This is a genomic window from Pseudomonas sp. MYb13 (assembly GCF_002980075.1).
Lineage (GTDB): Bacteria > Pseudomonadota > Gammaproteobacteria > Pseudomonadales > Pseudomonadaceae > Aquipseudomonas > Aquipseudomonas lurida.
Genome location: NZ_PCQI01000001.1, coordinates 182,089 through 203,028 on the forward strand (window position 1 = coordinate 182,089; position 20,940 = coordinate 203,028).

Annotated in this window: 17 protein-coding genes; 8 read left to right on the plus strand and 9 right to left on the minus strand. The window is 61.2% G+C overall.

All coding sequences use genetic code 11. The features are described 5' to 3' along the window. Positions 1-41: 41 nt before the first annotated feature. The gene (pdxY, locus tag CQ002_RS00880; protein ID WP_034110415.1) at positions 42-914 is read left to right on the plus strand and encodes a pyridoxal kinase PdxY; all 873 of its coding nucleotides are present in this window, start codon (positions 42-44) and stop codon (positions 912-914) included. 82 nt (positions 915-996) lie between these two features. Beyond that, positions 997-2,025 (plus strand): hypothetical protein, encoded by a 1,029-nt coding sequence (locus tag CQ002_RS00885; RefSeq protein WP_105163073.1) that lies wholly within the window; start codon positions 997-999, stop codon positions 2,023-2,025. A gap of 36 nt (positions 2,026-2,061) precedes the next feature. Here the strand turns inward: CQ002_RS00885 and CQ002_RS00890 are convergent, their stop codons facing one another. Further along, positions 2,062-2,547, minus strand: coding sequence for an acyl-CoA thioesterase (locus CQ002_RS00890; RefSeq protein WP_034110411.1), 486 nt, complete (start codon positions 2,545-2,547; stop codon positions 2,062-2,064). Between the two features lie 291 nt (positions 2,548-2,838). On the opposite strand from CQ002_RS00890, the gene CQ002_RS00895 reads away from it, so the two are divergent. Then, the gene (locus CQ002_RS00895; protein ID WP_034110409.1) at positions 2,839-4,602 is read left to right on the plus strand and encodes a cation:proton antiporter; all 1,764 of its coding nucleotides are present in this window, start codon (positions 2,839-2,841) and stop codon (positions 4,600-4,602) included. Between the two features lie 122 nt (positions 4,603-4,724). On the opposite strand, the gene CQ002_RS00900 is transcribed toward CQ002_RS00895, so the two are convergent. The 3 genes from CQ002_RS00900 to uvrD all read right to left on the minus strand — a co-directional run bounded on the left by CQ002_RS00900 (position 4,725) and on the right by uvrD (position 8,597). Beyond that, complete coding sequence (locus CQ002_RS00900) at positions 4,725-5,132, minus strand: SMI1/KNR4 family protein (protein WP_010207624.1); 408 nt, start codon at positions 5,130-5,132, stop codon at positions 4,725-4,727. A 134-nt stretch (positions 5,133-5,266) separates the two neighbouring features. Further along, the gene (locus CQ002_RS00905) at positions 5,267-6,136 is read right to left on the minus strand and encodes a Tim44 domain-containing protein (RefSeq protein WP_034110407.1); all 870 of its coding nucleotides are present in this window, start codon (positions 6,134-6,136) and stop codon (positions 5,267-5,269) included. A 277-nt stretch (positions 6,137-6,413) separates the two neighbouring features. Continuing rightward, positions 6,414-8,597, minus strand: a complete 2,184-nt coding sequence (gene uvrD, locus CQ002_RS00910; protein WP_015886602.1) for a DNA helicase II — start codon at positions 8,595-8,597, stop codon at positions 6,414-6,416. Positions 8,598-8,844: 247 nt separating this feature from the next. On the opposite strand from uvrD, the gene CQ002_RS00915 reads away from it, so the two are divergent. The 3 genes from CQ002_RS00915 to CQ002_RS28430 all read left to right on the plus strand — a co-directional run bounded on the left by CQ002_RS00915 (position 8,845) and on the right by CQ002_RS28430 (position 13,083). Beyond that, the gene (locus CQ002_RS00915; RefSeq protein WP_034110405.1) at positions 8,845-11,721 is read left to right on the plus strand and encodes a GGDEF domain-containing phosphodiesterase; all 2,877 of its coding nucleotides are present in this window, start codon (positions 8,845-8,847) and stop codon (positions 11,719-11,721) included. A 158-nt stretch (positions 11,722-11,879) separates the two neighbouring features. Next, the gene (hexR, locus tag CQ002_RS00920) at positions 11,880-12,746 is read left to right on the plus strand and encodes a transcriptional regulator HexR (RefSeq protein WP_003177007.1); all 867 of its coding nucleotides are present in this window, start codon (positions 11,880-11,882) and stop codon (positions 12,744-12,746) included. A 139-nt stretch (positions 12,747-12,885) separates the two neighbouring features. After that, positions 12,886-13,083 (plus strand): PA3496 family putative envelope integrity protein, encoded by a 198-nt coding sequence (locus CQ002_RS28430; RefSeq protein WP_078050795.1) that lies wholly within the window; start codon positions 12,886-12,888, stop codon positions 13,081-13,083. Here CQ002_RS28430 and CQ002_RS00930 read toward each other — a convergent pair. Continuing rightward, entirely contained in the window at positions 13,013-13,987 is a 975-nt protein-coding gene (locus CQ002_RS00930) for a LysR family transcriptional regulator (RefSeq protein WP_034110403.1), read from the minus strand. The two genes, CQ002_RS28430 and CQ002_RS00930, sit on opposite strands and share 71 nt — an antisense overlap. A gap of 196 nt (positions 13,988-14,183) precedes the next feature. Here CQ002_RS00930 and CQ002_RS00935 point away from each other — a divergent pair, with 196 nt between their 5' ends. Both CQ002_RS00935 and oadA read left to right on the plus strand, forming a co-directional pair. After that, positions 14,184-15,599: an acetyl-CoA carboxylase biotin carboxylase subunit gene (locus CQ002_RS00935; protein ID WP_003195732.1), complete on the plus strand. Its 1,416-nt coding sequence runs from the start codon at positions 14,184-14,186 to the stop codon at positions 15,597-15,599. Positions 15,600-15,700: 101 nt separating this feature from the next. Then, positions 15,701-17,509 (plus strand): sodium-extruding oxaloacetate decarboxylase subunit alpha, encoded by a 1,809-nt coding sequence (gene oadA, locus CQ002_RS00940; protein WP_034110401.1) that lies wholly within the window; start codon positions 15,701-15,703, stop codon positions 17,507-17,509. Between the two features lie 75 nt (positions 17,510-17,584). Here the strand turns inward: oadA and CQ002_RS00945 are convergent, their stop codons facing one another. The 4 genes from CQ002_RS00945 to CQ002_RS00960 all read right to left on the minus strand — a co-directional run bounded on the left by CQ002_RS00945 (position 17,585) and on the right by CQ002_RS00960 (position 20,875). Next, positions 17,585-18,877 (minus strand): autotransporter domain-containing protein, encoded by a 1,293-nt coding sequence (locus CQ002_RS00945; protein ID WP_105163072.1) that lies wholly within the window; start codon positions 18,875-18,877, stop codon positions 17,585-17,587. Between the two features lie 234 nt (positions 18,878-19,111). Then, on the minus strand, positions 19,112-19,783 hold the full coding sequence (locus CQ002_RS00950) for a GNAT family N-acetyltransferase (protein ID WP_069078594.1): 672 nt from the start codon (positions 19,781-19,783) through the stop codon (positions 19,112-19,114). A gap of 10 nt (positions 19,784-19,793) precedes the next feature. Then, complete coding sequence (locus CQ002_RS00955) at positions 19,794-20,240, minus strand: GNAT family N-acetyltransferase (RefSeq protein ID WP_034110395.1); 447 nt, start codon at positions 20,238-20,240, stop codon at positions 19,794-19,796. Next, positions 20,237-20,875, minus strand: coding sequence for an FMN-binding negative transcriptional regulator (locus CQ002_RS00960; protein WP_034110393.1), 639 nt, complete (start codon positions 20,873-20,875; stop codon positions 20,237-20,239). Before CQ002_RS00960 ends, CQ002_RS00955 begins: the two co-directional genes overlap by 4 nt. Positions 20,876-20,940: the final 65 nt, after the last annotated feature.

Sequence of the window (20,940 nt, forward strand, 5' to 3'; positions counted from 1 at the left end):
TGCGCGGCCAGAATTTCAACGGCTCTACGGAAATCCTCTGCATGAAACGCACACCTCATTTGCTTGCGATCCAGTCTCATGTGGTCTTTGGCCACGCCGGAAACAGCGCCGCCGTGTTCCCCATGCAGCGGGTCGGGGTGAACGTCTGGCCGCTGAACACGGTGCAATTCTCCAACCACACCCAGTATGGCCAGTGGGCGGGCGAAGTGTTGGCGCCGCAGCAGATTCCGGCGCTGGTGGAAGGTATTGCCGCCATCGGCGAGTTGGGCAACTGCGATGCGATTCTGTCCGGCTACCTGGGCAGTGCGGATCAGGGCCGGGCGATCCTGACGGGTGTTGCGCGGATCAAGGCCATCAACCCCAAGGCCCTGTATTTGTGCGACCCGGTGATGGGCCACCCGGAAAAGGGCTGCATCGTGCCTCAGGAGGTCAGCGATTTCCTGCTGGACGAAGCCGCGGCCATGGCTGACTTCCTGTGCCCCAACCAGCTGGAACTGGACAGCTTTGCCGGGCGCAAACCGCAGTCGCTGTTCGATTGCCTGGCCATGGCCAAGGCATTGCTGGCGCGCGGGCCGAAGGCGGTGTTGGTCAAGCACTTGGATTATCCGGGCAAGCTGCCGGACGGTTTCGAGATGCTGTTGGTGACCGCCGAAGGCAGCTGGCATTTGCGTCGTCCACTGCTGGCGTTTCCGCGCCAGCCCGTGGGCGTTGGCGATTTGACCTCGGGCCTGTTCCTGGCGCGCGTTCTGTTGGGCGACAGCCTGCTGGCGGCCTTTGAGTTCACTGCCGCCGCGGTCCATGAAGTGCTGCTGGAAACCCAGGCCTGTGCCAGTTACGAGCTGGAGCTGGTGCGCGCCCAGGATCGCATTGCCCATCCTCGCGTGCGTTTTGAAGCCACACCGATCGAGCTGTAGGAATATTCTTGATTGAGCCAGGCAAAGGGCGTCCGTTACTATCGGACGCTTCTTAGTCCCCCGTGCTTTTCAAGGAAGATCCATGTCCCCCGTATTCCCCTCGCCAAGGGTGCTAACCGCCCTGGTGCTGACATCGTTGCTGGCCGGTTGCAGTGTGAACGGTACTTACCCTGACGCCACCGAGGCGGATGCCGCCAAACTGCGCTTCATCTCTAATACCTCCAATACCACCATCGACGTCTACGACGCTGAGCACTGCATGGGCCAGACCACTGGCATGCTCAACAATATTTTCCTGGTCGATACCCGCCGACGTGTCGGCATGTCCGTGCCCCCGCCGGCCAAGGCGAGGGGCCTGCTGGAGTTCAAGCTGGCACCCGGCAAAGAAACCATGCTGATGATCAACACCAATGGCGGAAGCTATGTCTGCGGCAAATCCATGAGCATCACGCCAAAGGCCGGGGAAGAGTATGAAGTGACCTTCGATATGGAACGGGGCATGTGCACGACCTCGCTTCAGCGTCTGACGCGTGCGCAGGGCAAGGATGTGCGCATTCCCCAGCCGATATTCGAGAACGGCATGCCGTCTTGCGCGGGCAAGAGCCCGATATTCGGCAAGGTGATCCCGGCTACGCCTCACCGTACCGCATTGATCAACGCGATCGTTGAAACCCATATGCAGCTCATCACGTTGATGGAGCCCGACACGGCGCAACGCCCGCAAGCCACTGACGAGGCGATTGCCGAGCGCAAGGCGAAACTTGGCACCTTCACTCCACCTGAGGCCTACTGGGTTGAGTTCCGTCAGAACTATGCACGGGTGAACGAGGAAATGGCCGGCCGCAAGGCGCGTACGCTGGCGCTTTATGAGCGGGTCTACCGCATGCGCCTGAGCGGCACCGAAGATGCGATTCTGGAGCAATGGCAGAGCCCGACGGACGCCGTCGTCGTCGAGCACGTCAAGGCCAACGACAAGTTGATGGCGCAGTACTACAAGAACACCAGCAAAGCCGTGATGGTGGACATCGTGAACCATCACATGGAGCGCATGAGCCAGTTGGATCAGCGCTTTGATGTGTGTGCCCACTACGATGGGTGCTGGAGGTTGTAGGCGCGGGCTTGCTCGCGCCTACACGGGGGGCATGGCTTACGGCGCGTCTGCCTTGATTTCCTGATAGCGCTTTTCCAGCTCCTGGCGGATCTGCCGGCGCTGCTGGGCCTGCACGAACCGGCGCTTGTCTTCGCTGTTGTGCGGCTGCAGCGGTGGCACGGCGGCCGGCTTGCGCTGGTCGTCCACGGCCACCATGGTGAAGAAGCAGCTGTTGGTGTGGCGCACCGAGCGCTCGCGGATGTTCTCGGTCACCACCTTGATGCCCACCTCCATCGAGGTGTTGCCGGTGTAGTTGACCGATGCGAGGAACGTCACCAGCTCGCCAACATGGATCGGCTCGCGAAAAATCACCTGGTCTACCGACAACGTCACGACGTAGCGGCCGGCATAACGGCTTGCGCAGGCGTAGGCCACTTCGTCGAGGTACTTGAGCAGGGTGCCGCCGTGGACATTGCCTGAGAAGTTGGCCATATCAGGGGTCATCAATACCGTCATCGACAGCTGGGCGTTTCCGGGTTCCATAGCACACTCACGGGTTGTAGGCATTGGTTGGGGGGCACCTCTACGGGTGCTGGAATCTTTGCAGCGCCATCCATAACGGGACGCCAGTGGGCGGCTTGCCGTCACGCGTGCACCGATCTGTTTCCATATATTGCACCGGCTTTCTGCTGGAAGTCGCGGTGTTAACCTTCAAAAGCCCGTGTCAGGGCATTTCTTACGATCAAGGCAGACTTTTCCTTCCGCACTTTGCAACGGTTCAAAGGCGCGGGTGGAAGTGGGAGAAGTGCCAGTACTTTCAAGGAGCCCCTCGCCATGCACGCCATCAGCTTTATCCAGGACCTGGCCGTGATCATGTTGGTGGCAGGGGTTGTCACCATCCTGTTTCACCGCCTCAAGCAGCCGGTGGTGCTGGGCTACATCGTCGCGGGGTTCATCATCGGCCCCCACACCCCACCGTTCGGCCTGATCCACGACGAAGACACCATCAAGACCCTCGCCGAGCTGGGGGTGATCTTCCTGATGTTCTGCCTGGGCCTGGAGTTCAGCCTGCGCAAACTGTTCAAGGTCGGCGCCACGGCGTTTATCGCGGCCTTCCTGGAAATCATCCTGATGATCTGGATCGGCTACGAGATCGGCCGCTGGTTCGACTGGAATACCATGGATTCGCTGTTCCTCGGCGCGATCCTGGCGATCTCCTCCACCACCATCATCGTCAAGGCGCTCAACGACCTGAAGATGAAGAACCAGCGCTTCGCCCAATTGATTTTCGGTGTGCTGATCGTCGAGGACATCCTCGGCATCGGCATCATCGCCTTGCTGTCGAGCATCGCCGTGAGCGGCACGGTCAGTTCCGGCGAGGTGTTTTCCACGGTCGGCAAGCTCTCGCTGTTCATGATCGTTGCGCTGGTCATCGGTATCTTGCTGGTGCCGCGACTGCTGGCCTACGTGGCCAAGTTCGAAAGCAATGAAATGCTCCTGATCACCGTACTGGGCCTGTGTTTCGGTTTCTGCCTGCTGGTGGTCAAGCTGGAATACAGCATGGTACTCGGTGCCTTCCTGATCGGCGCGATCATGGCCGAGTCCCGTCAGTTGATTAAGATCGAGCGCCTGATCGAGCCGGTTCGCGACATGTTCAGCGCCATCTTCTTTGTGGCGATCGGCTTGATGATCGACCCGCAGATCCTGCTGCAATATGCCTGGCCGATCGCAGTGATCACCGTCGCAGTGGTACTGGGCAAGATGTTGTCCTGCGGCCTGGGCGCGTTTATCGCCGGCAATGATGGCCGTACCTCGCTGCGTGTGGGCATGGGGCTGTCACAAATTGGTGAGTTTTCCTTCATCATCGCGGCGTTGGGGATGACGTTGCAGGTGACCAGCGATTTTCTCTATCCCGTAGCCGTGGCGGTGTCGGCGATTACCACATTGCTCACGCCGTACCTGATCCGTGGCGCCGATCCGTTGTCATTGAAGATCGCGGCGGTCATGCCCAAGCGCCTGAGCCGAGTGTTCGGGATGTACGGCGAATGGCTGCGCAGCATTCAGCCACAGGGCGAGGGTGCGATGCTGGCGTCGATGATCCGCAAGATCATTCTGCAGGTAGGCGTCAACCTGGCGCTGGTGATCGCGATCTTCTTTGCCGGCAGCTTTTTCGCGGCGCGTATTGGTGGGTACCTGGAAGGCTGGATCAGCGATCCAAGCTGGCAGAAGGCGTTGATCTGGGGCGGGGCGTTGCTGTTGTCGCTGCCATTCCTGATTGCGGCGTACCGCAAGCTCAAGGCGCTGTCGATGCTGCTGGCGGAGATGAGCGTGAAGCCGGAAATGGCCGGGCGGCATACCCAGCGTGTGCGGCGGGTGATCGCGGAACTGATCCCGATCCTCTCGCTGCTGATGATCTTCCTGCTATTGGCAGCCTTGTCGGCCAGTATCCTGCCGACCAACAAGTTGTTGGTGCTGATCGCCGTGGTGACGGCGGCGGTAGCGGCCGTATTGTGGCGGTGGTTCATCCGCGTGCATACACGGATGCAGGTCGCCTTGCTGGAAACGCTGGATAACCACAAGGATACGCAGGAGCACTGATTTCCTTATAGGCGCTGGCTTGCCGGCGATTCAGGCGAAGCGGTGCATCTGATGCACTGCGACGATGCCATCGCCGCAGCGCGAAGATTCGCCAAGCCGGCGCCTACAGGACCGCAGTGCTATCAGCTTTCCAGCCAGACATCCCGCGCCCAGTGCCACACCGATTCCCAGGTTTCTTCGGTGACGATTTCTTCTTCGCCGGACCACAGCACCACGGTGCCGTCTTCTTCGACGCAGTAGTAGTCGTCGCCGTCCTGGCAGATCGGGATCAGGCTGCGATCAACACCGGCGTCCCAGGCGTTGGCTGCAACGTCCGGCAGGTAGGTGTGGGACTGCGGGTCGGTGACGGTCACCGGCTCCAGACTGCCGTACACCACGTCGCTGACGGTCAGCAGGAATTCACGGAAGACAAACGGGATGTCGATGAACAGTTGTTCCTCGATCTCCACCAGCAAATCTTCGTCAGGCAGCTCCAGAGGAACCGGGACCGGTTCGTTGGCTTCACGCAATTGTTCGATGATTTCTTCCACGGCCGGGATCCTCTTGCTAGATGGCGCGGTTTATAGGGGCGTTTTATACAGTAGCTCGCTATAAGTGCAACCGTGAAATAGAAAACCCCGGACAGGTCCGGGGTTTTTTGTATCTGCTTGCAGGCGTGCAGGGATCAGCCGTTCTGGCGGATACCGGCGACCAGCCAAGGCTGGTTGTCACCCTGGGCACGTTCCATGTTCCAGCTTTCGCTGAACACTTCGCCCTGGTCGAAACGCGAGGTCTTCGACACACCGCTGAACGTCAGCGTGGCGATGGTCTTGTCGGCACGATCATCCACGCCTTCCAGTTGTACGCGCAGGTCTTCGATGTAGGTCGACTGGAAGCCGTCGCCCAGGTCGGCGCGTTCGCGCTTGAGGAACTCCAGCAGTTGCGGGGTCACGAACTCGGAGATCTTGTCCATTTCGTTAGCATCCCAGTGCTGCTGCAGGGACTGGAAGTGGCTGCGGGCCGCTTCGACGAAACGTTCTTCGTTGAACCAGGCCGGCGCATTGATCACCGGGCGGGCTGCGGCAGGTGCTGCCGAGCCACCGAAAATCGAACCCATGGCTGGTTTTTGCTCGAACACTTCACGCTGCATTGGCGCGCCGGCTGGAGCCAAGTGCTCCTGCTGCTTGCGGCGACGGGCGGCGATAAAGCGGAAGATCAGGAAGGCGATGACCGCCATGATCAGGATGTCGAAGATCTGCATGCCCTGGAAGCCGTCGCCCATGAACATGGAAGCGAGCAGGCCACCGGCTGCGATACCGGCCAGAGGGCCCAACCAGCGCGAAGCACCGCCAGCCTTGGCAGCGGCGCCTGCAGCACCGGCTGCGCCTGCGGTGGCCGCAGCACCGCCGGCACCGGCGGATGGGGCCATTTGGCTCGTCTGGTGAGTCGGTGCCGAGCCCATGCTTTTGCCGCCACCAAAGCGCTTGGCGTTGGCGTCGATGCTCATCGTCAGGCCGATGCACAACGCCATGGCGATGCTAAGAAAACGTTTCATAAAGGGAATTCCCATTTGTGGATTGCACGCGCGCCATGTTGCACAGGTGTAGTGATAGTGGCTAGCGGCATAATGTTTCGGGCTTTTGCGTAAGACCAGTTCCGAAGGGTCTGTAGGACTAATTACAGATATTGGCCCGGACGGATAAAAAACAAGGGAGGGACAGCATTCTTCACGGGGTAGGCGCCCGACTTGTCGGGTCGTCGCGACGCGGCGACAGCGACGTTAAGACCGCCATCGCCGGCAAGCCGGGCTCCTGCAGTGAGCGTGCAGTGTTTCAGATGGCTTCAAGCTTCGCGTAACCCATCATCAGCCACTTGCTGCCTTCGGCGAAATTCACCTGCACCCGCGCCTGGGCGCCGGCCCCTTCGAAGTTGAGGATCACGCCTTCGCCGAATACAGAGTGCCTGACCTGCTGGCCAAGGCTGAATTGGGTTTCCGGAATCTCTGAACCGGCAAACATGCTGCTGGAGTTCTGCTGCTGGCCCCCGCCGAACGGGCGGCTGACGCTGTTGGACAGGCGCACTTCCTGGATCAGCCCCTTCGGCACTTCACGTACGAAGCGCGACACCTTGTTGTAGGTCTCGCTGCCGTACAGGCGTCGGGTTTCTGCGTAGGTCATCACCAGGTTCTGCATCGCGCGGGTGATGCCCACGTAGGCCAGGCGGCGCTCTTCCTCAAGACGGCCGGGCTCTTCCAGGCTCATCTTGTGCGGGAACAGGCCTTCTTCCATGCCCACCAGGAACACGTACGGGAACTCCAGGCCCTTGGCGCTGTGCAAGGTCATCAGTTGGATGCTGTCTTCGTGCTCGTCGGCCTGGGTATCCCCGGCTTCCAGCGACGCATGGCCGAGGAATGCGGCGAGCGGGGTGAGTTCTTCGTCTTCCTCGGTGTTCTCGAACGCACGAGCAGCGCTGACCAGTTCCTCAAGGTTTTCTACCCGGGCCTGGCCTTTCTCGCCTTTTTCCGCTTCGTGGTAGGCGATCAGCCCCGACTGTTCGATCACGGTCTGGGTCATCAGGTGCAGGGGCATTTCCGCGCACTTGGCGGCCAGGTTCTCGATCAGCTCGACAAACACGCCCAACGCACCGGCTGCACGGCCGGTCAGGCCTTTATTGGCGATCAGCAAGCGCATGGCTTCCCACATCGACACATCGGCGTGGCGCGCATGGTCGCGAATGGCTTCGACGGTTTTCTCGCCGATGCCCCGTGCCGGGATGTTGATCACCCGCTCCAGCGCCGCATCGTTGCCACGGCCTTCCAGCAGGCGCAGGTAAGCCATGGCGTTCTTGATTTCGGCACGTTCGAAGAAGCGCTGGCCGCCATAGATGCGGTACGGAATACGTTCGCGCAGCAAGGCTTCTTCCAATACCCGCGATTGGGCGTTGGAACGGTACAGGATGGCGATGTCGCTGCGCGCCAGACCGGTTTTCAGCGCACTTTCGATGGTTTCCACCACATAGCGCGCTTCATCGTGCTCGTTGAACGCGGCGTACAGGTTGATGGCTTCGCCTTCGCCGCCGTCGGTCCACAGCTCTTTGCCCAGGCGCCCGGTGTTATTGGCGATCAAGGCGTTGGCAGCCTTGAGGATCCCGGCGGTGGAGCGGTAGTTCTGCTCCAGGCGGATGGTGACCGCGTCCGGGAAGTCTTCGGAATACTGGTAGATGTTCTCGATTTTCGCGCCACGCCAGCCGTAGATCGACTGGTCATCGTCGCCCACCACCATCAGGCTGTCGCCACCTTTGGCCAGCAGGCGCAACCAGGCGTACTGCACGGCGTTGGTGTCCTGGAACTCGTCCACCAGGATATGCCGGAAGCGTTTCTGGTAATGGGCCAGCAAGCCAGGATTGTCACGCCACAGGTCGAGGGCGCGCAGCAGCAGCTCGGAGAAGTCGATGACCCCGGCGCGCACGCAGGCCGCCTCGTAGGCTTCATAAATGCTGCGCATGGTGGCCAGGAACAAATCGCCGCTGGCCTGGATATGTTGTGGGCGCAGGCCTTCGTCTTTCTGGCCATTGATGAACCATTGCGCCTGGCGCGCCGGCCACCGCTGTTCGTCCAGGCCCAGCTCGCGGATCACCCGCTTGACCAGGCGTTGCTGGTCATCGCTGTCGAGAATCTGGAAGGTCTGGCTCAGGCCCGCTTCCTGCCAGTGCGCTCGCAACAGGCGGTGCGCCAGGCCGTGGAAGGTGCCCACCCACATACCGGCCGGGCTGATGCCCATGAGCTGTTCGATGCGGTGGCGCATCTCGGCCGCAGCCTTGTTGGTGAACGTCACCGACAGGATTGAATGGGGGGACGCGTTTTCGACCTGGATCAACCAGGCGATGCGGTGCACCAGCACTCGGGTTTTACCGGAGCCAGCACCGGCCAGGACCAACTGACGGCCAACGGGGGCCGCTACGGCCTGGCGTTGGGCATCGTTGAGGGAGTTCAGCAGAAGGGAGAGATCATCGCGCATCGGCGCATTCTATGGCCCACGGGAGAGTGGGGCAAATAACAATGCTGGGTGGTCGACGGAAAACATTCAGGGTGATGACCGGTCGGTCAATGGCCACAGCCCGCGCAGCGTCTCGCTCAAGCCGTCTGGGCCGGAAGTTTGCGCTGCGTGACCGTGCAGTTTTTATGACGTAGAGCAGTTTGGCCCAAGCGCTTGCTTGTGTATGCTCCGTCGACGTTTCGGGCTCACCATTATAAGAACACTGCCTATGACCCTCAGCACCGACCTGCTCGGCCCCTCGGTGGCGCCCGCACAGGTTCTTCGCAAACATTACGCCACCGAGATGGCGGTCGAGCGCACGCGCCTGCTGTACCAGGGCTCGCTGCTGCCGACCCTGTTGATGCTGGTCAATGGCCTGGTCTGCGCCTGGCTGCTCTGGAACCCCCAGCAATACCTGTTGGACAGCATCTGGTTGGTCTGGCTGTTGGCCCTGGTGGCGATGCGTGTGATCCAAGTGGCAGCGTTCGATTCGGCCATGCCCAGCCGCCAGGCCCAGCCGGTGTGGCGGCGCATGTTCATGCTCGGCTCGGCGGTCAGCGGCTTGACCCTGGCTATCGCCGCCATCGCCCTGGTGCCAGTGGACAGCTTTATGCAACAGGCCTGGGTGTTTGGCCTGATCGGTGCTGCGACGTTGTCGGCCAGCGTGGCCTACGCCGTGAGCCTGCCGGCATTTTTGTCGTTCGCCTTGCCGTGCCTGGTGCCGGCCATCCTTTATCTGTTCTGGAGCGGCGAACCACAGCAGCGTGGCTGGGGCGTACTCGGCCTGATCCTGCTGGCGTCCTTGAGCCTGGTGGCGTGGCAGGTCAACCGCCTGATCCAGCGCGGGCTGTTGCGCGGCTTCCAGAACCAGGCGCTGATCGAGCATCTGCAACAGGCGCAGCAGCGCAGCGAGCAACTCAATCAGGAGTTGGTGCGTGAAGTCGAACAGCGTCGTCAGGCCGAGCAAGAGCTGCGCGACGCCCAGATCGGCCTGCAGGACCGCGTCGCGCAGCGCAGCCAGGAGCTGGACGCGGCCAGCCTGGCCCTGAATAAAAGCGAAGCGCGCCTGGCCATGGCCCTGCAGGCCAGTGAGTTGGGACTGTGGGACTGGAACCTGCAAACCGACGAAGTCCACCACACCCAGCTCAAGGAGCTGTTCGGCCTGGAACCGGAGTACGTCACGGCGATGCTCAGCCATCTCAAGCCGCGCCTGCATCCCGAAGACCTGCCGCTGCTCAAGCGTGCCCTGGTGGAACACCTCAAGGGCCGCAGCGAGGACTACCAGGTGGAATACCGCGTGCGCCATGGCGATGGGCACTGGGTATGGATCGAAGACCGAGGCCGCGCCGTCGAGCGTACGGCCAGCGGCCGGGTCACGCGCATGCTCGGCACACGCCGCGACATCAGCGCCGGCAAAGCCCTGGAGGAACAGCAGCGTCTGGCGTCGACCGTATTTGAAGCGGCCAGCGAAGGCATTGTGATCCTCGATCCAGACTACAAACTGATCGCTGTGAACCAGGCCTTCAGTCGCGTCACAGGCTTTGACATCGACGATATGCTCGGTCGCAACGTGGTTGAGCTGCCCAGCAGTCGTGACGCCCGTCGCCACTTCCCGGTGATCCGCCAGGCGTTGCTCAGCCATGGCACCTGGCAGGGCGAGTTGGTAGAGACGCGCAAGAATGGCGAGCTGTACCCGCAATGGCTGCAATTGAATGTGGTGCGCGATGTTCGAGGAAAAGTTAGCCATATCGTCGGCTTCTTCGCCGATCTCTCGGCGCGGCGTGAATCCGAAGAGCGCATGCGCTACCTTACCCATTACGACGAGCTGACCGGCCTGGCCAACCGCTCGCTGTTCCGCGAACGGCTGCGTGAGGCTCACCAGCGGGTTCGCCAGGGCGGGCGCAGCCTGGCACTGCTGCACATCAATCTGGACCGTTTCAAGCTGCTCAATGACAGCCTCGGTCATGAAGTCGCCGACCAATTGCTGCAGAAGATGGCGCGTCGCCTGATCAACGCCTTGCCCGAGGCCGACACCATTGCCCGGCTGTCCGGGGATGAGTTTGCCGTGTTGTTCGACGCCTACGGCAACCTGTCGAGCCTGGCGCGCGTCGCTACGCGTCTGCTGGCAAAGCTTCGGGTGCCGGTGACGGTGGAGGGGCATGAACTGGTGGTCAGTGCTTCGATGGGCGTCAGCCTGTTGCCGGACAACGCCAGGGAAATTTCTGCGCTGGTCAGCCAGTCGAACATGGCCATGCAGCATGCCAAGCACCTGGGCGGTAATAACTTCCAGTTCTATACCGACAGCCTGCAAGCCAGCACCCTGGAGCGCTTGCAGCTGGAAAACCACCTGCGCAAAGCCATCGACGACCGCCAGCTCTCAGTGTTCTACCAGCCGAAGCTGTGCCTGGCCAGCGGCAAACTGAATGCTGCCGAGGCGTTGATCCGCTGGGAGCATCCGCAGTGGGGCATGGTGCCCCCGGGCGATTTTATCGGCCTTGCCGAAGAAACCGGCCTGATCGTGCCGCTGGGCGAATTCGTGCTGCGCCAGGCCTGCTGGCAGGCGTGTGAATGGCAGCGTCAGGGGCTGGCGCCGATCCGTGTGTCGGTGAACCTCTCGGTGCATCAACTGCGCCAGGGCAAGCTGGTCAGCCTGGTGCGCCAGGTACTCGAAGAAACCGGCCTGGACCCGCAATACCTCGAGCTGGAGCTGACCGAAAGCCAGTTGCTGGACAGTGTCGAACACATCATCGCCACCTTCCAGCAACTGCGCGATCTGGGCGTGAAGCTGGCGATCGACGATTTTGGCACTGGCTATTCGTCCCTCAGCTACCTCAAGCGCATTCCCGTGGACTACGTGAAGATCGACCAGACCTTCATCCGCGGGCTTGGCCAGGGGCGAGAGGACGCCGCCATCACCCGGGCAATCATCGCCATGGCCCACGGGCTGGCGCTCAAGGTGGTGGCCGAAGGCGTGGAAGACCAGCAGCAGTTGGATTTCCTGCGCGGCGAGCGTTGTGACGAGGTGCAGGGCTATTTGATCAGCCGGCCAATGGAGGCCGAAGGGCTGGCAGATTTGTTACGGAAAAATGCAGATTTTCCCCAGTGACACCGAGGCCGCTCCGGTGGCTACAACGGCGCCGCCCTTAGATTCAAAGGCGGGCAGGGCGATTTAGTGATGCGTCGGACGGGCAAAACGACAATTCTTGTAGTATAACTACAAGCTTGCTACATCCTTGGCCCTGCCCATAACAAGAGTCCTGCCCTTTGAACCTGTTGCAACATATCGCCCAGTCGCGCCACCTGTTACGCAAATCGGAACTCAAGGTTGCCGATCACGTGCTGCTTGACCCTGCGGCTGTGATGCACAGTTCCATGGCCGACCTGGCCCACAGCGTGGGCATCAGTGAGCCGACCATCGTGCGCTTCTGCCGAGCCATCGGTTGCTCCGGGTTCCAGGATTTGAAACTCAAGTTGGCCCAAAGCCTGGCCGCCGGTGCGAGCTTCGGGCAGTTTGCGATCCATGAAGACGATTCGGTCGCTGACTACAGCCTGAAAATCTTCGACACCACCCTGCACACCTTGATGGAAGTGCGCGAGAAGCTCGACCCGGTGGAATTGCAGAAGGCCGTGACGGCCATGTCCCAGGCCCAGCGCGTCGAGTTCTACGGTTTCGGTGCGTCTGGCGCGGTAGCGGCCGATGCCCAGCACAAATTCTTCCGCCTGTTGCTCACCGCAGCGGCCTACAGTGACCCGCACATGCAGGCCATGTCGGCGGTGACCTTGAAGCCCACTGACGTCGCCATTTGCATTTCCCAGTCGGGCCGCTCCAAAGATTTGCTGATCACCGCCAACCTGGTGCGTGAAAGCGGTGCTTCGCTGATCACCCTGTGCCCGAGCCAGACGCCGCTGGCGGAACTGTCCACGGTCAACCTGGCAATCGACGTCCATGAAGACACCGAGATCTACACACCGCTGACCTCGCGCATCGCCCACCTGGTGGTGATCGATGTACTGGCGATGGGCGTGGCCATGGCGCGCGGGCCGAGCCTGGTCAACCACCTCAAGAGCGTGAAGCGCAGCTTGCGCAGCCTGCGGTTGTCGCCCAAGTCTGTCAAAGCCCTCGACGACTAAGGGCTTTGCACAGAGCCCGCTCCCACATTTGGATCTCTGACCTATCTGGAATATTCATCTTCCTGTAACCCCCGCGCCGCCAAACCGTCATCGCCCAAGGCTATCCTGAGCTCCCCGTACTCGCATTGGGAGACTCCAAATGGCCCGGCACTACGAAGAAAGCAGCAGCTCCGTCAAAACCCGTCGTCAGCAGGAAGACCAGCGCCGCATGGCGTTCCGTCGCGCAATCGAAGACCGTTGTGAGGAGCGCCAACTGCTCCAGAGCATCACGGATTACCCGGAACTCCACTGGCAGGCACCCGCGGCAGCCCAGCGAAGCGCTCAGCCAGCGCGCTGATCTGCACCCGTTCGCTGCGGATAAAGCCCAGGAACGCATGGGCCACCGGTGACAGGCGCTTGGCCTTGGCCTGCACCAGGCACCAACTGCGGTACAGCGGCAGCTCTTCCACCGGCAGCTCCTTGAGCCCGCCGGTGGCCAGTTCCATATTGACCGCGTGGCGTGTCAGCAGGGCCACGCCCAGCCCGGCGCATACGCATTCACGCTGCGCTTCGGCCGAGGCCACTTCCACCGTCTGGGTGAAGTGCACGCGTTTCTCCTTGAAATACTCCTCGCAGGCCAGCCGCGTGCCAGAGCCCGGTTCGCGCAGCAACAGCGTGTAGGGCTCCAGGTCCTGCAGGCGCAGCGGGCCTTGCAGGCTCAAGGGGTGGTCGAGGGGTGCCACGGCAACGATCGGGTTGTTGAGGAACGGCAGGAATTCCAGGCCCATGTCCTGGGGCACCATGGACATGATCACCAAATCATCGCGGTTGTCCGACAGCCGACGGATCACCTGGGCGCGGTTCACTACCGTAAGGTGCAGCTGCACTTCCGGGTGCTGGCGTTTGAACGCGGCAAACAGGTGCGGCACGAAGTACTTGGCGCTGGATTCAATGGCCAATTTCAACTGGCCTTGCAGTGAGCCCTGCATGTCCGAGAGCTGCATATCGAGGTTTTCCAGGCGCCCGAAAATGTCGCGGCTGGCGCGCTGCAAGGCTTCGGCGGCTTCGGTCATGTAGAGCTTTTTACCGACATAATCGAAAAGCGGCTGGCCAATCAGCTCTTCCAGCTGGCGAATTTGTAGGCTAACTGCCGGCTGTGTGAGGGACATTTCCTCAGCGGCGCGGCTGTAGGAGCGCAAGTCGCACACTTCATTGAAGATCTGCAGTTGACGCAATGTCATACGCATCAATGACTTACGCATTATCTCAATCCTTTCGCCCAAGGCCGTCCGGCCAACTATAAGTCTTTACTTATGTATGACCCAATAATTATTGATTTTTGTTAATCCCTCTGCGGGCTTAGTGTGTGTCTCGCGACTGTCATGAAACATTTGGTCACGCGCCGACCCGGCTCCAGCGGGTCGAAGAACGCAGCAATCGGCTCAAGGGAATTTCCAAGTGATAAAAAAGATCCTGATCGCCAACCGTGGTGAAATTGCCGTACGAATCGTGCGTGCTTGCGCCGAGATGGGCATTCGCTCGGTCGCGGTCTACTCCGACGCCGACCGCCATGCGTTGCACGTCAAACGTGCCGACGAAGCCCACAGCATTGGTGCCGAGCCCCTGGCCGGCTACCTGAACCCGCGCAAGCTGGTGAACCTGGCCGTGGAAACCGGCTGCGATGCGCTGCACCCCGGCTACGGCTTCTTGTCGGAAAACGCCGAACTGGCAGACATCTGCGCCGAACGCGGGATCAAGTTCATTGGCCCGTCGGCTGAAGTCATTCGTCGCATGGGCGACAAGACCGAAGCGCGCCGCAGCATGATCAAGGCCGGTGTGCCGGTCACACCCGGCACTGAAGGCAACGTCGCGGATATCCACGAAGCCTTGACCGAAGGCGACCGCATCGGCTACCCGGTGATGCTCAAGGCCACCTCCGGCGGCGGCGGGCGCGGCATCCGTCGCTGCAACAGCCGTGAAGAACTCGAGCAAGCCTTCCCCCGCGTGATCTCCGAAGCCACCAAGGCCTTCGGTTCGGCGGAAGTGTTCCTGGAAAAGTGCATCGTCAACCCCAAGCACATCGAGGCGCAGATCCTGGGTGACAGCTTTGGCAATGTGGTGCACCTGTTCGAGCGTGACTGCTCGATCCAGCGGCGTAACCAGAAGCTCATCGAAATTGCCCCCAGCCCGCAACTGACGCCGGAACAGCGTGCCTATATCGGCGACCTGTCGGTGCGCGCGGCCAAGGCCGTGGGATACGAGAACGCTGGCACTGTGGAGTTCCTGCTCGCCGAGGGCGAGGTGTACTTCATGGAAATGAACACCCGGGTGCAGGTGGAACACACCATCACCGAAGAAATCACCGGGATCGACATCGTCCGCGAGCAGATCCGCATCGCCTCGGGCCTGCCGCTGTCGGTGAAACAGGAAGATATCCAGCACCGTGGCTTCGCGTTGCAGTTTCGCATCAACGCCGAAGACCCGAAGAACAACTTCCTGCCCAGCTTCGGCAAGATCACCCGTTATTACGCACCCGGCGGCCCCGGTGTGCGTACCGACACGGCGATCTATACCGGCTACACCATCCCGCCGTTCTACGACTCCATGTGCCTGAAACTGGTGGTGTGGGCGTTGACTTGGGAAGAAGCCATGGACCGCGGCCTGCGTGCCCTGGACGACATGCGCCTGCAAGGCGTGAAGACCACTGCCGCCTACTACCAGGAAATCCTGCGCAATCCGGAATTCCGCAGCGGCCAATTTAATACAAGCTTTGTGGAAAGCCACCCTGAGCTGACCAACTACTCGATCAAGCGCAAACCCGAAGAGCTGGCCCTGGCCATCGCCGCCGCCATCGCCGCCCACGCAGGCCTATGAATGAAGCAGCTGCGAGCTTTTAGCCGCAAGCATCAAGTAAAAGCAGAGTGGCTTTTTCTTGCAGCTTGTAGCGTGAAACTTGCCGCTATGAGGAGATACCAATGACTAAGAAAATCTTCGTTACAGACACTGTCCTGCGCGACGCCCACCAATCGTTGCTGGCCACCCGCATGCGCACCGACGACATGCTGCCGATCTGCGACAAGCTCGACAAAGTCGGCTACTGGTCCCTGGAAGTCTGGGGCGGCGCGACCTTCGACGCGTGCGTGCGCTTCCTCAAGGAAGACCCGTGGGAACGCCTGCGCAAACTGCGCGCCGCGTTGCCCAACACCCGCTTGCAGATGCTGCTGCGCGGCCAGAACTTGCTGGGCTATCGCCATTACAGTGACGACGTGGTCAAGGCGTTCGTGGCCAAGGCGGCTGTTAACGGCATCGACGTGTTCCGCATCTTCGACGCCATGAACGACGTGCGTAACCTGCGCGTGGCCATCGAAGCGGTGAAAGCCGCCGGCAAACATGCCCAGGGCACCATCGCCTACACCACCAGTCCGGTGCACACCGTCGAGGCCTTCGTCGCCCAGGCCAAGCAACTGGAAGCCATGGGGTGCGACTCGATCGCGATCAAGGACATGGCCGGCCTGCTCACGCCGTACGCCACCGGCGAACTGGTCAAGGCACTGAAAGCCGAACAGAACCTGCCGATCTTCATCCACTCCCACGACACGGCTGGCCTGGCCGCGATGTGCCAACTCAAGGCTATCGAAAATGGTGCCGACCATATCGATACTGCCATCTCCAGCTTCGCCTGGGGCACCAGCCACCCGGGTACCGAGTCGATGGTCGCCGCCCTCAAAGGCAGCGAGTTCGACACCGGCCTGAGCCTGGAGCTGCTGCAAGAGATCGGCCTGTACTTCTACGCCGTGCGCAAGAAGTACCACCAGTTCGAAAGCGAATTCACCGCCGTCGACACCCGTGTGCAAGTCAACCAGGTCCCGGGCGGGATGATTTCCAACCTGGCCAACCAGTTGAAAGAGCAGGGCGCGCTCAACCGCATGGGTGAAGTGCTGGCCGAGATCCCGCGTGTGCGTGAAGACCTCGGCTTCCCGCCGCTGGTGACACCGACGTCGCAAATCGTCGGCACCCAGGCGTTTTTCAACGTACTGGCCGGCGAGCGCTACAAGACCATCACCAACGAAGTGAAGCTCTACTTGCAAGGCGGCTACGGCAAGGCGCCGGGCACCGTGAACGAGAAACTGCGTCGCCAGGCCATTGGCAGCGAAGACGTGATCGATGTGCGTCCGGCCGACCTGCTCAAGCCGGAAATGACCAAGCTGCGCGGTGAGATCGGCGCGTTGGCGAAGTCCGAAGAAGACGTGCTGACCTACGCCATGTTCCCGGACATCGGGCGCAAGTTCCTCGAAGAACGCGATGCCGGCACCCTGGCGCCGGAAGTGCTGCTGCCTATTCCTGAAGCTGGCGGTGTAGCGCGTGCCGGTGGCGAAGGTGTGCCGACCGAGTTCGTCATTGACGTGCATGGTGAAAGCTACCGCGTCGACATCACCGGTGTCGGCGTGAAGGCCGAAGGCAAGCGCCACTTCTACCTGTCCATCGATGGCATGCCGGAAGAGGTGGTGTTCGAACCGCTCAACGAATTCGTCAGCAGCGGCGGCAGCAAACGCAAGCACGCCACCGAGCCTGGCCATGTCAGCACCGCGATGCCGGGCAATATCGTCGATGTGCTGGTCAAGGAAGGCGACGTGGTCAAGGCTGGCCAGGCCGTACTGATTACCGAAGCCATGAAGATGGAAACCGAAGTGCAGGCTGCCATTGCCGGCAAGGTGACCGCCGTTCACGTGGCCAAGGGCGACCGGGTAAACCCTGGCGAAATCCTGATTGAAATCGAAGGCTGATAGCAGCCTTCGAGACTAACGTTTAATCCTCGGGGGGGCGAGTGCCCCCCTTTTTTTTCGCCCGCAATTTGGTGGTCAGAAGCTCATTTTCCACTGCCCCGTCAGGCCTTGATTGTGGCTGTTTGTGCCGGCCTGGGCGCTGTAGGCCAGGCCAAGGGTGTGTTGTTTCGACACGGCGAGGTCCAGGCCGGCTTGCACGTCCAGGCTGTTGCGATCCAGCGCGGTGCCATTGACGGTGAAGCCTTCAATCAGTCCGGGCAGGGCGCGGTAGGACTGGCGCACCTGGCTGTCGACTTCACCGTAGAGGTGTTTCCAGCCGGTGCTGAGGTGGGGCGTGAGGCTGATCTGGTTATCGAATCGATACACCGTCGCCAGGCGAATGCCAAAGGTGCTGCTGAGGTTTTGCTGGGTGTGTGCGCCAACGTTCAATGCAGTCCGGCCACCCGTTTCCTTGAAACGGTCGCGGTGATAGCGCTGGAAGCCTAGGCCGACATAAGGCTCGACACTGAGATCCGCGCTGCCCAATTGATAGCCCAGCTCCGATAGCAGGGTTTGGCTCTGGGCGTTGTATTGGCCTTTGAGCTGTTCCTTGTAATCAAGCAGGCTCACGTCGCGTTTGTTCTGCCCGGCATGGTCGCTGTAGATCGCCCCCAGGCGCAGGGCCAGCGGACCGTCCTGGCGCACGGCGTACGCGCCCAGGTGCCAGCTGTCCACGTCGGCGGAGAAGCGTTGGGTATCGAAATGGCTGATGGTTTTTGCGGCCAGGACGCCAACGCGCCAGGCATGATCCAGTGCCCAGTCGGCGCCCAGCAGCAGTCCGTTGACGTCGTACTTCAAGCCGGCGCTGCCGCCTTGCTTATCGAGGCTGCCGTCGTTGCCCAGGCCTTGCACCCACAAGTGCCCATCGTCGTCCGCAGGTAGTGTGCGCAGGGCCGAAAGCAGCTGGCTGCCAAGATGCTGGGTGGTGTTCTGCGTTGCTGTGGCGAGGTTGGCGTTCTGGCTGCCGGCCAATTGCTCGAGGCCTGCACCGATCCCGCCAGGTTGTTGGCCCAGCGCTGCAGCGAATTTTTCCAGGGCTTTGACTTGCTCGGCGGTCAGGCTGCCGGACTGCAATAACCGAATCAGCGCGGGGTCCAGCACCTTGGCCACTTGCAGGCCATTGTGCGAGGTGGCCCTGCGGGTGAGGTGGCCGTTGAGGGGCTGTGCTTGGGCTTCGGGCGGGTAAAACCAGGCATCGGGCGGCGCCTCGTAGGGCTGCGACGGGTACGGCGTGTATTCGATATCGCCTCGCGCATGCGCGGGCTGAAGGCTGGCGGCGCTGAGGGCAAGGGCGATGACAAGGGCGAATCTGCAAGGGGTAAAAGGCATGAAGTCCCAACCTCTGATGAGTGAGGCCGGGAATTTAGCGAGATGGCGGGGTGATAAATGTCAGGCTATCGAGCTCTGGTTTGCGGGAGTTGTCTCTAGTACGGCGCGATTAAAAGCACGTGATGACGGGTCAAAATTTTAAGCAAACCCTGCTGACTGAAAGCATTCAGGATGCCTTGGCACGCGGCACGCTGTGATGTGGTCGTTCCCACAGGCGTGGGAACGACCTAAGACTCATCCCCGGCACTGTGCCAGTGACTTCACCTGCCCGTCACCCCGTTGATTTCCTTCCGACAGCCACGCCTCAAACCCGGCGCCCACCTTCGGCCATTCCGAGTCGATGATCGAGTACCACGCGGTGTCGCGGTTCTTGCCCTTGACCACGGTGTGCTGGCGGAACACCCCTTCAAAACTGAAGCCCAACCGCTCTGCAGCGTACTTGGAGCGGCCGTTGGCGTTGTTGCACTTCCATTCCAGGCGGCGGTTGCCTTGCTCGAACGCGTACTTGGCCAGCAAATACACGGCCTCGGTACTTTTCGGCGAGCGCTGCATCGGTGCGCCGAAGGTGACGTGGCCGATTTCAATGCGTCCTTGCTCGGGGACGATGGACATCAGGCTGAGGATGCCTTGTACCTGGCCGGTCGCACGGTCGATCACGCTGAAAAAATACGGGTCGCTGTGGGCAGCATGGTTGTTCAGCCAGTCATTGAAGGCACTGCGCTCGGGGAAAGGGCCGTAAGGCAGGTAGTCCCACAGCTTGGGGTCGGCACCGGGGCCTTGCAGTGCGTTGAACAGGTCGTCGCCATGGCGGGCCGGGTCGAGTTTTTCCAGGCGGATAAAACGCCCTTCGAGCAGTTGGACCGTGGGTGCCGGGACGCCTTTCCAGTCGGCGAGAGAGGTAGTCATGCTGCGCTCCTTAAAGACCTTTGCGAAATTGAATGAAGCCAGGGCGTTCGGCGATGCGTTCGTAGAGTTGGATCGCGGTGGCATTGGTCTCATGGGTCAGCCAGTGGACCTTGCAGCAGCCGTCAGCCTTGGCAGTGGTGTAGACGAATTCGATCAGCTTGCGGCCGACGCCGGTGCCGCGTTGGGCCGGGACCACCAGCAGATCCTGCAGGTAGCAGGCGTTCTCGATGCTCCAGTTGGAGCGGTGGTAGATGAAGTTGACCATGCCCACTGCCTTGCCGTCCTGCCAGGCCAGGGCCGAGTGAGTAGGCTCGTTGGCATCGATCAGGCGTTGCCAGGTGCTCTGGCTAACGGCGTCCGGCAACTCGGTGTTGTAGAACGTCAAATACGCTTGCCACAGCGCCAGCCAGGCGGCGTGGTCGGCAGCGGTAACCGGGCGGATGTCGATCTGGCTCATTCTGAGGCTCCTTGAGGAATAAAGCGGGCGAGGGTCTGGTCGCGCACATCGACGCTGGCGGCCAGGCCTTCGCGCACGCCGGCGATATCCGCCGGGCTGCGGTTTTGGCTGAGTTTGCGTTTGCCGATCAGGCGGTCGATCGGCAGGGCAAAGCCGACGATGGCCTTGAGCATGCCGTCAATGTAGTCGGCTGGGGCATCACTGACTGTCCAGGGTTGGGCGCGACTGCCTTCGTGGCGATCGGTCAGGGCACTGACCACCGCAAGTAAACGCTCGGCATCGCTGAAGACCTCGGCCTTGCCGTAGGCATGCACGGCGATGTAATTCCAGGTAGGGACGACTTTGCCGTGTTCGGCCTTCGCCGGGTAGAACGCCGGGCTGATGTAGGCTTCCGCACCGGCAAAGATCACTAATGCCTCGCTGCCATTGTGCAGGTCGCGCCACTGCGGATTGGCCTTCGCCAGGTGGCCGTACAGCGTGCCGTTCGGGCCTTCATCGGGGTTGAGCAGCAGCGGCAAGTGGCTGGCTTGCAGGCCTTGCTCACCAAAGGTCACCACCTGAGCCAGGCGGGTGTGCTGGATCAGTTGCTGGAGTTCGGGCAAATCGTCGAGGGCGAAGGCGCGTGGTGTGTACATGGAAGTTTTCCTTGGCGAATGCTTGCATCCTAGGCAGGCTAATGGTTCGTTGTAAGAGCCATCTA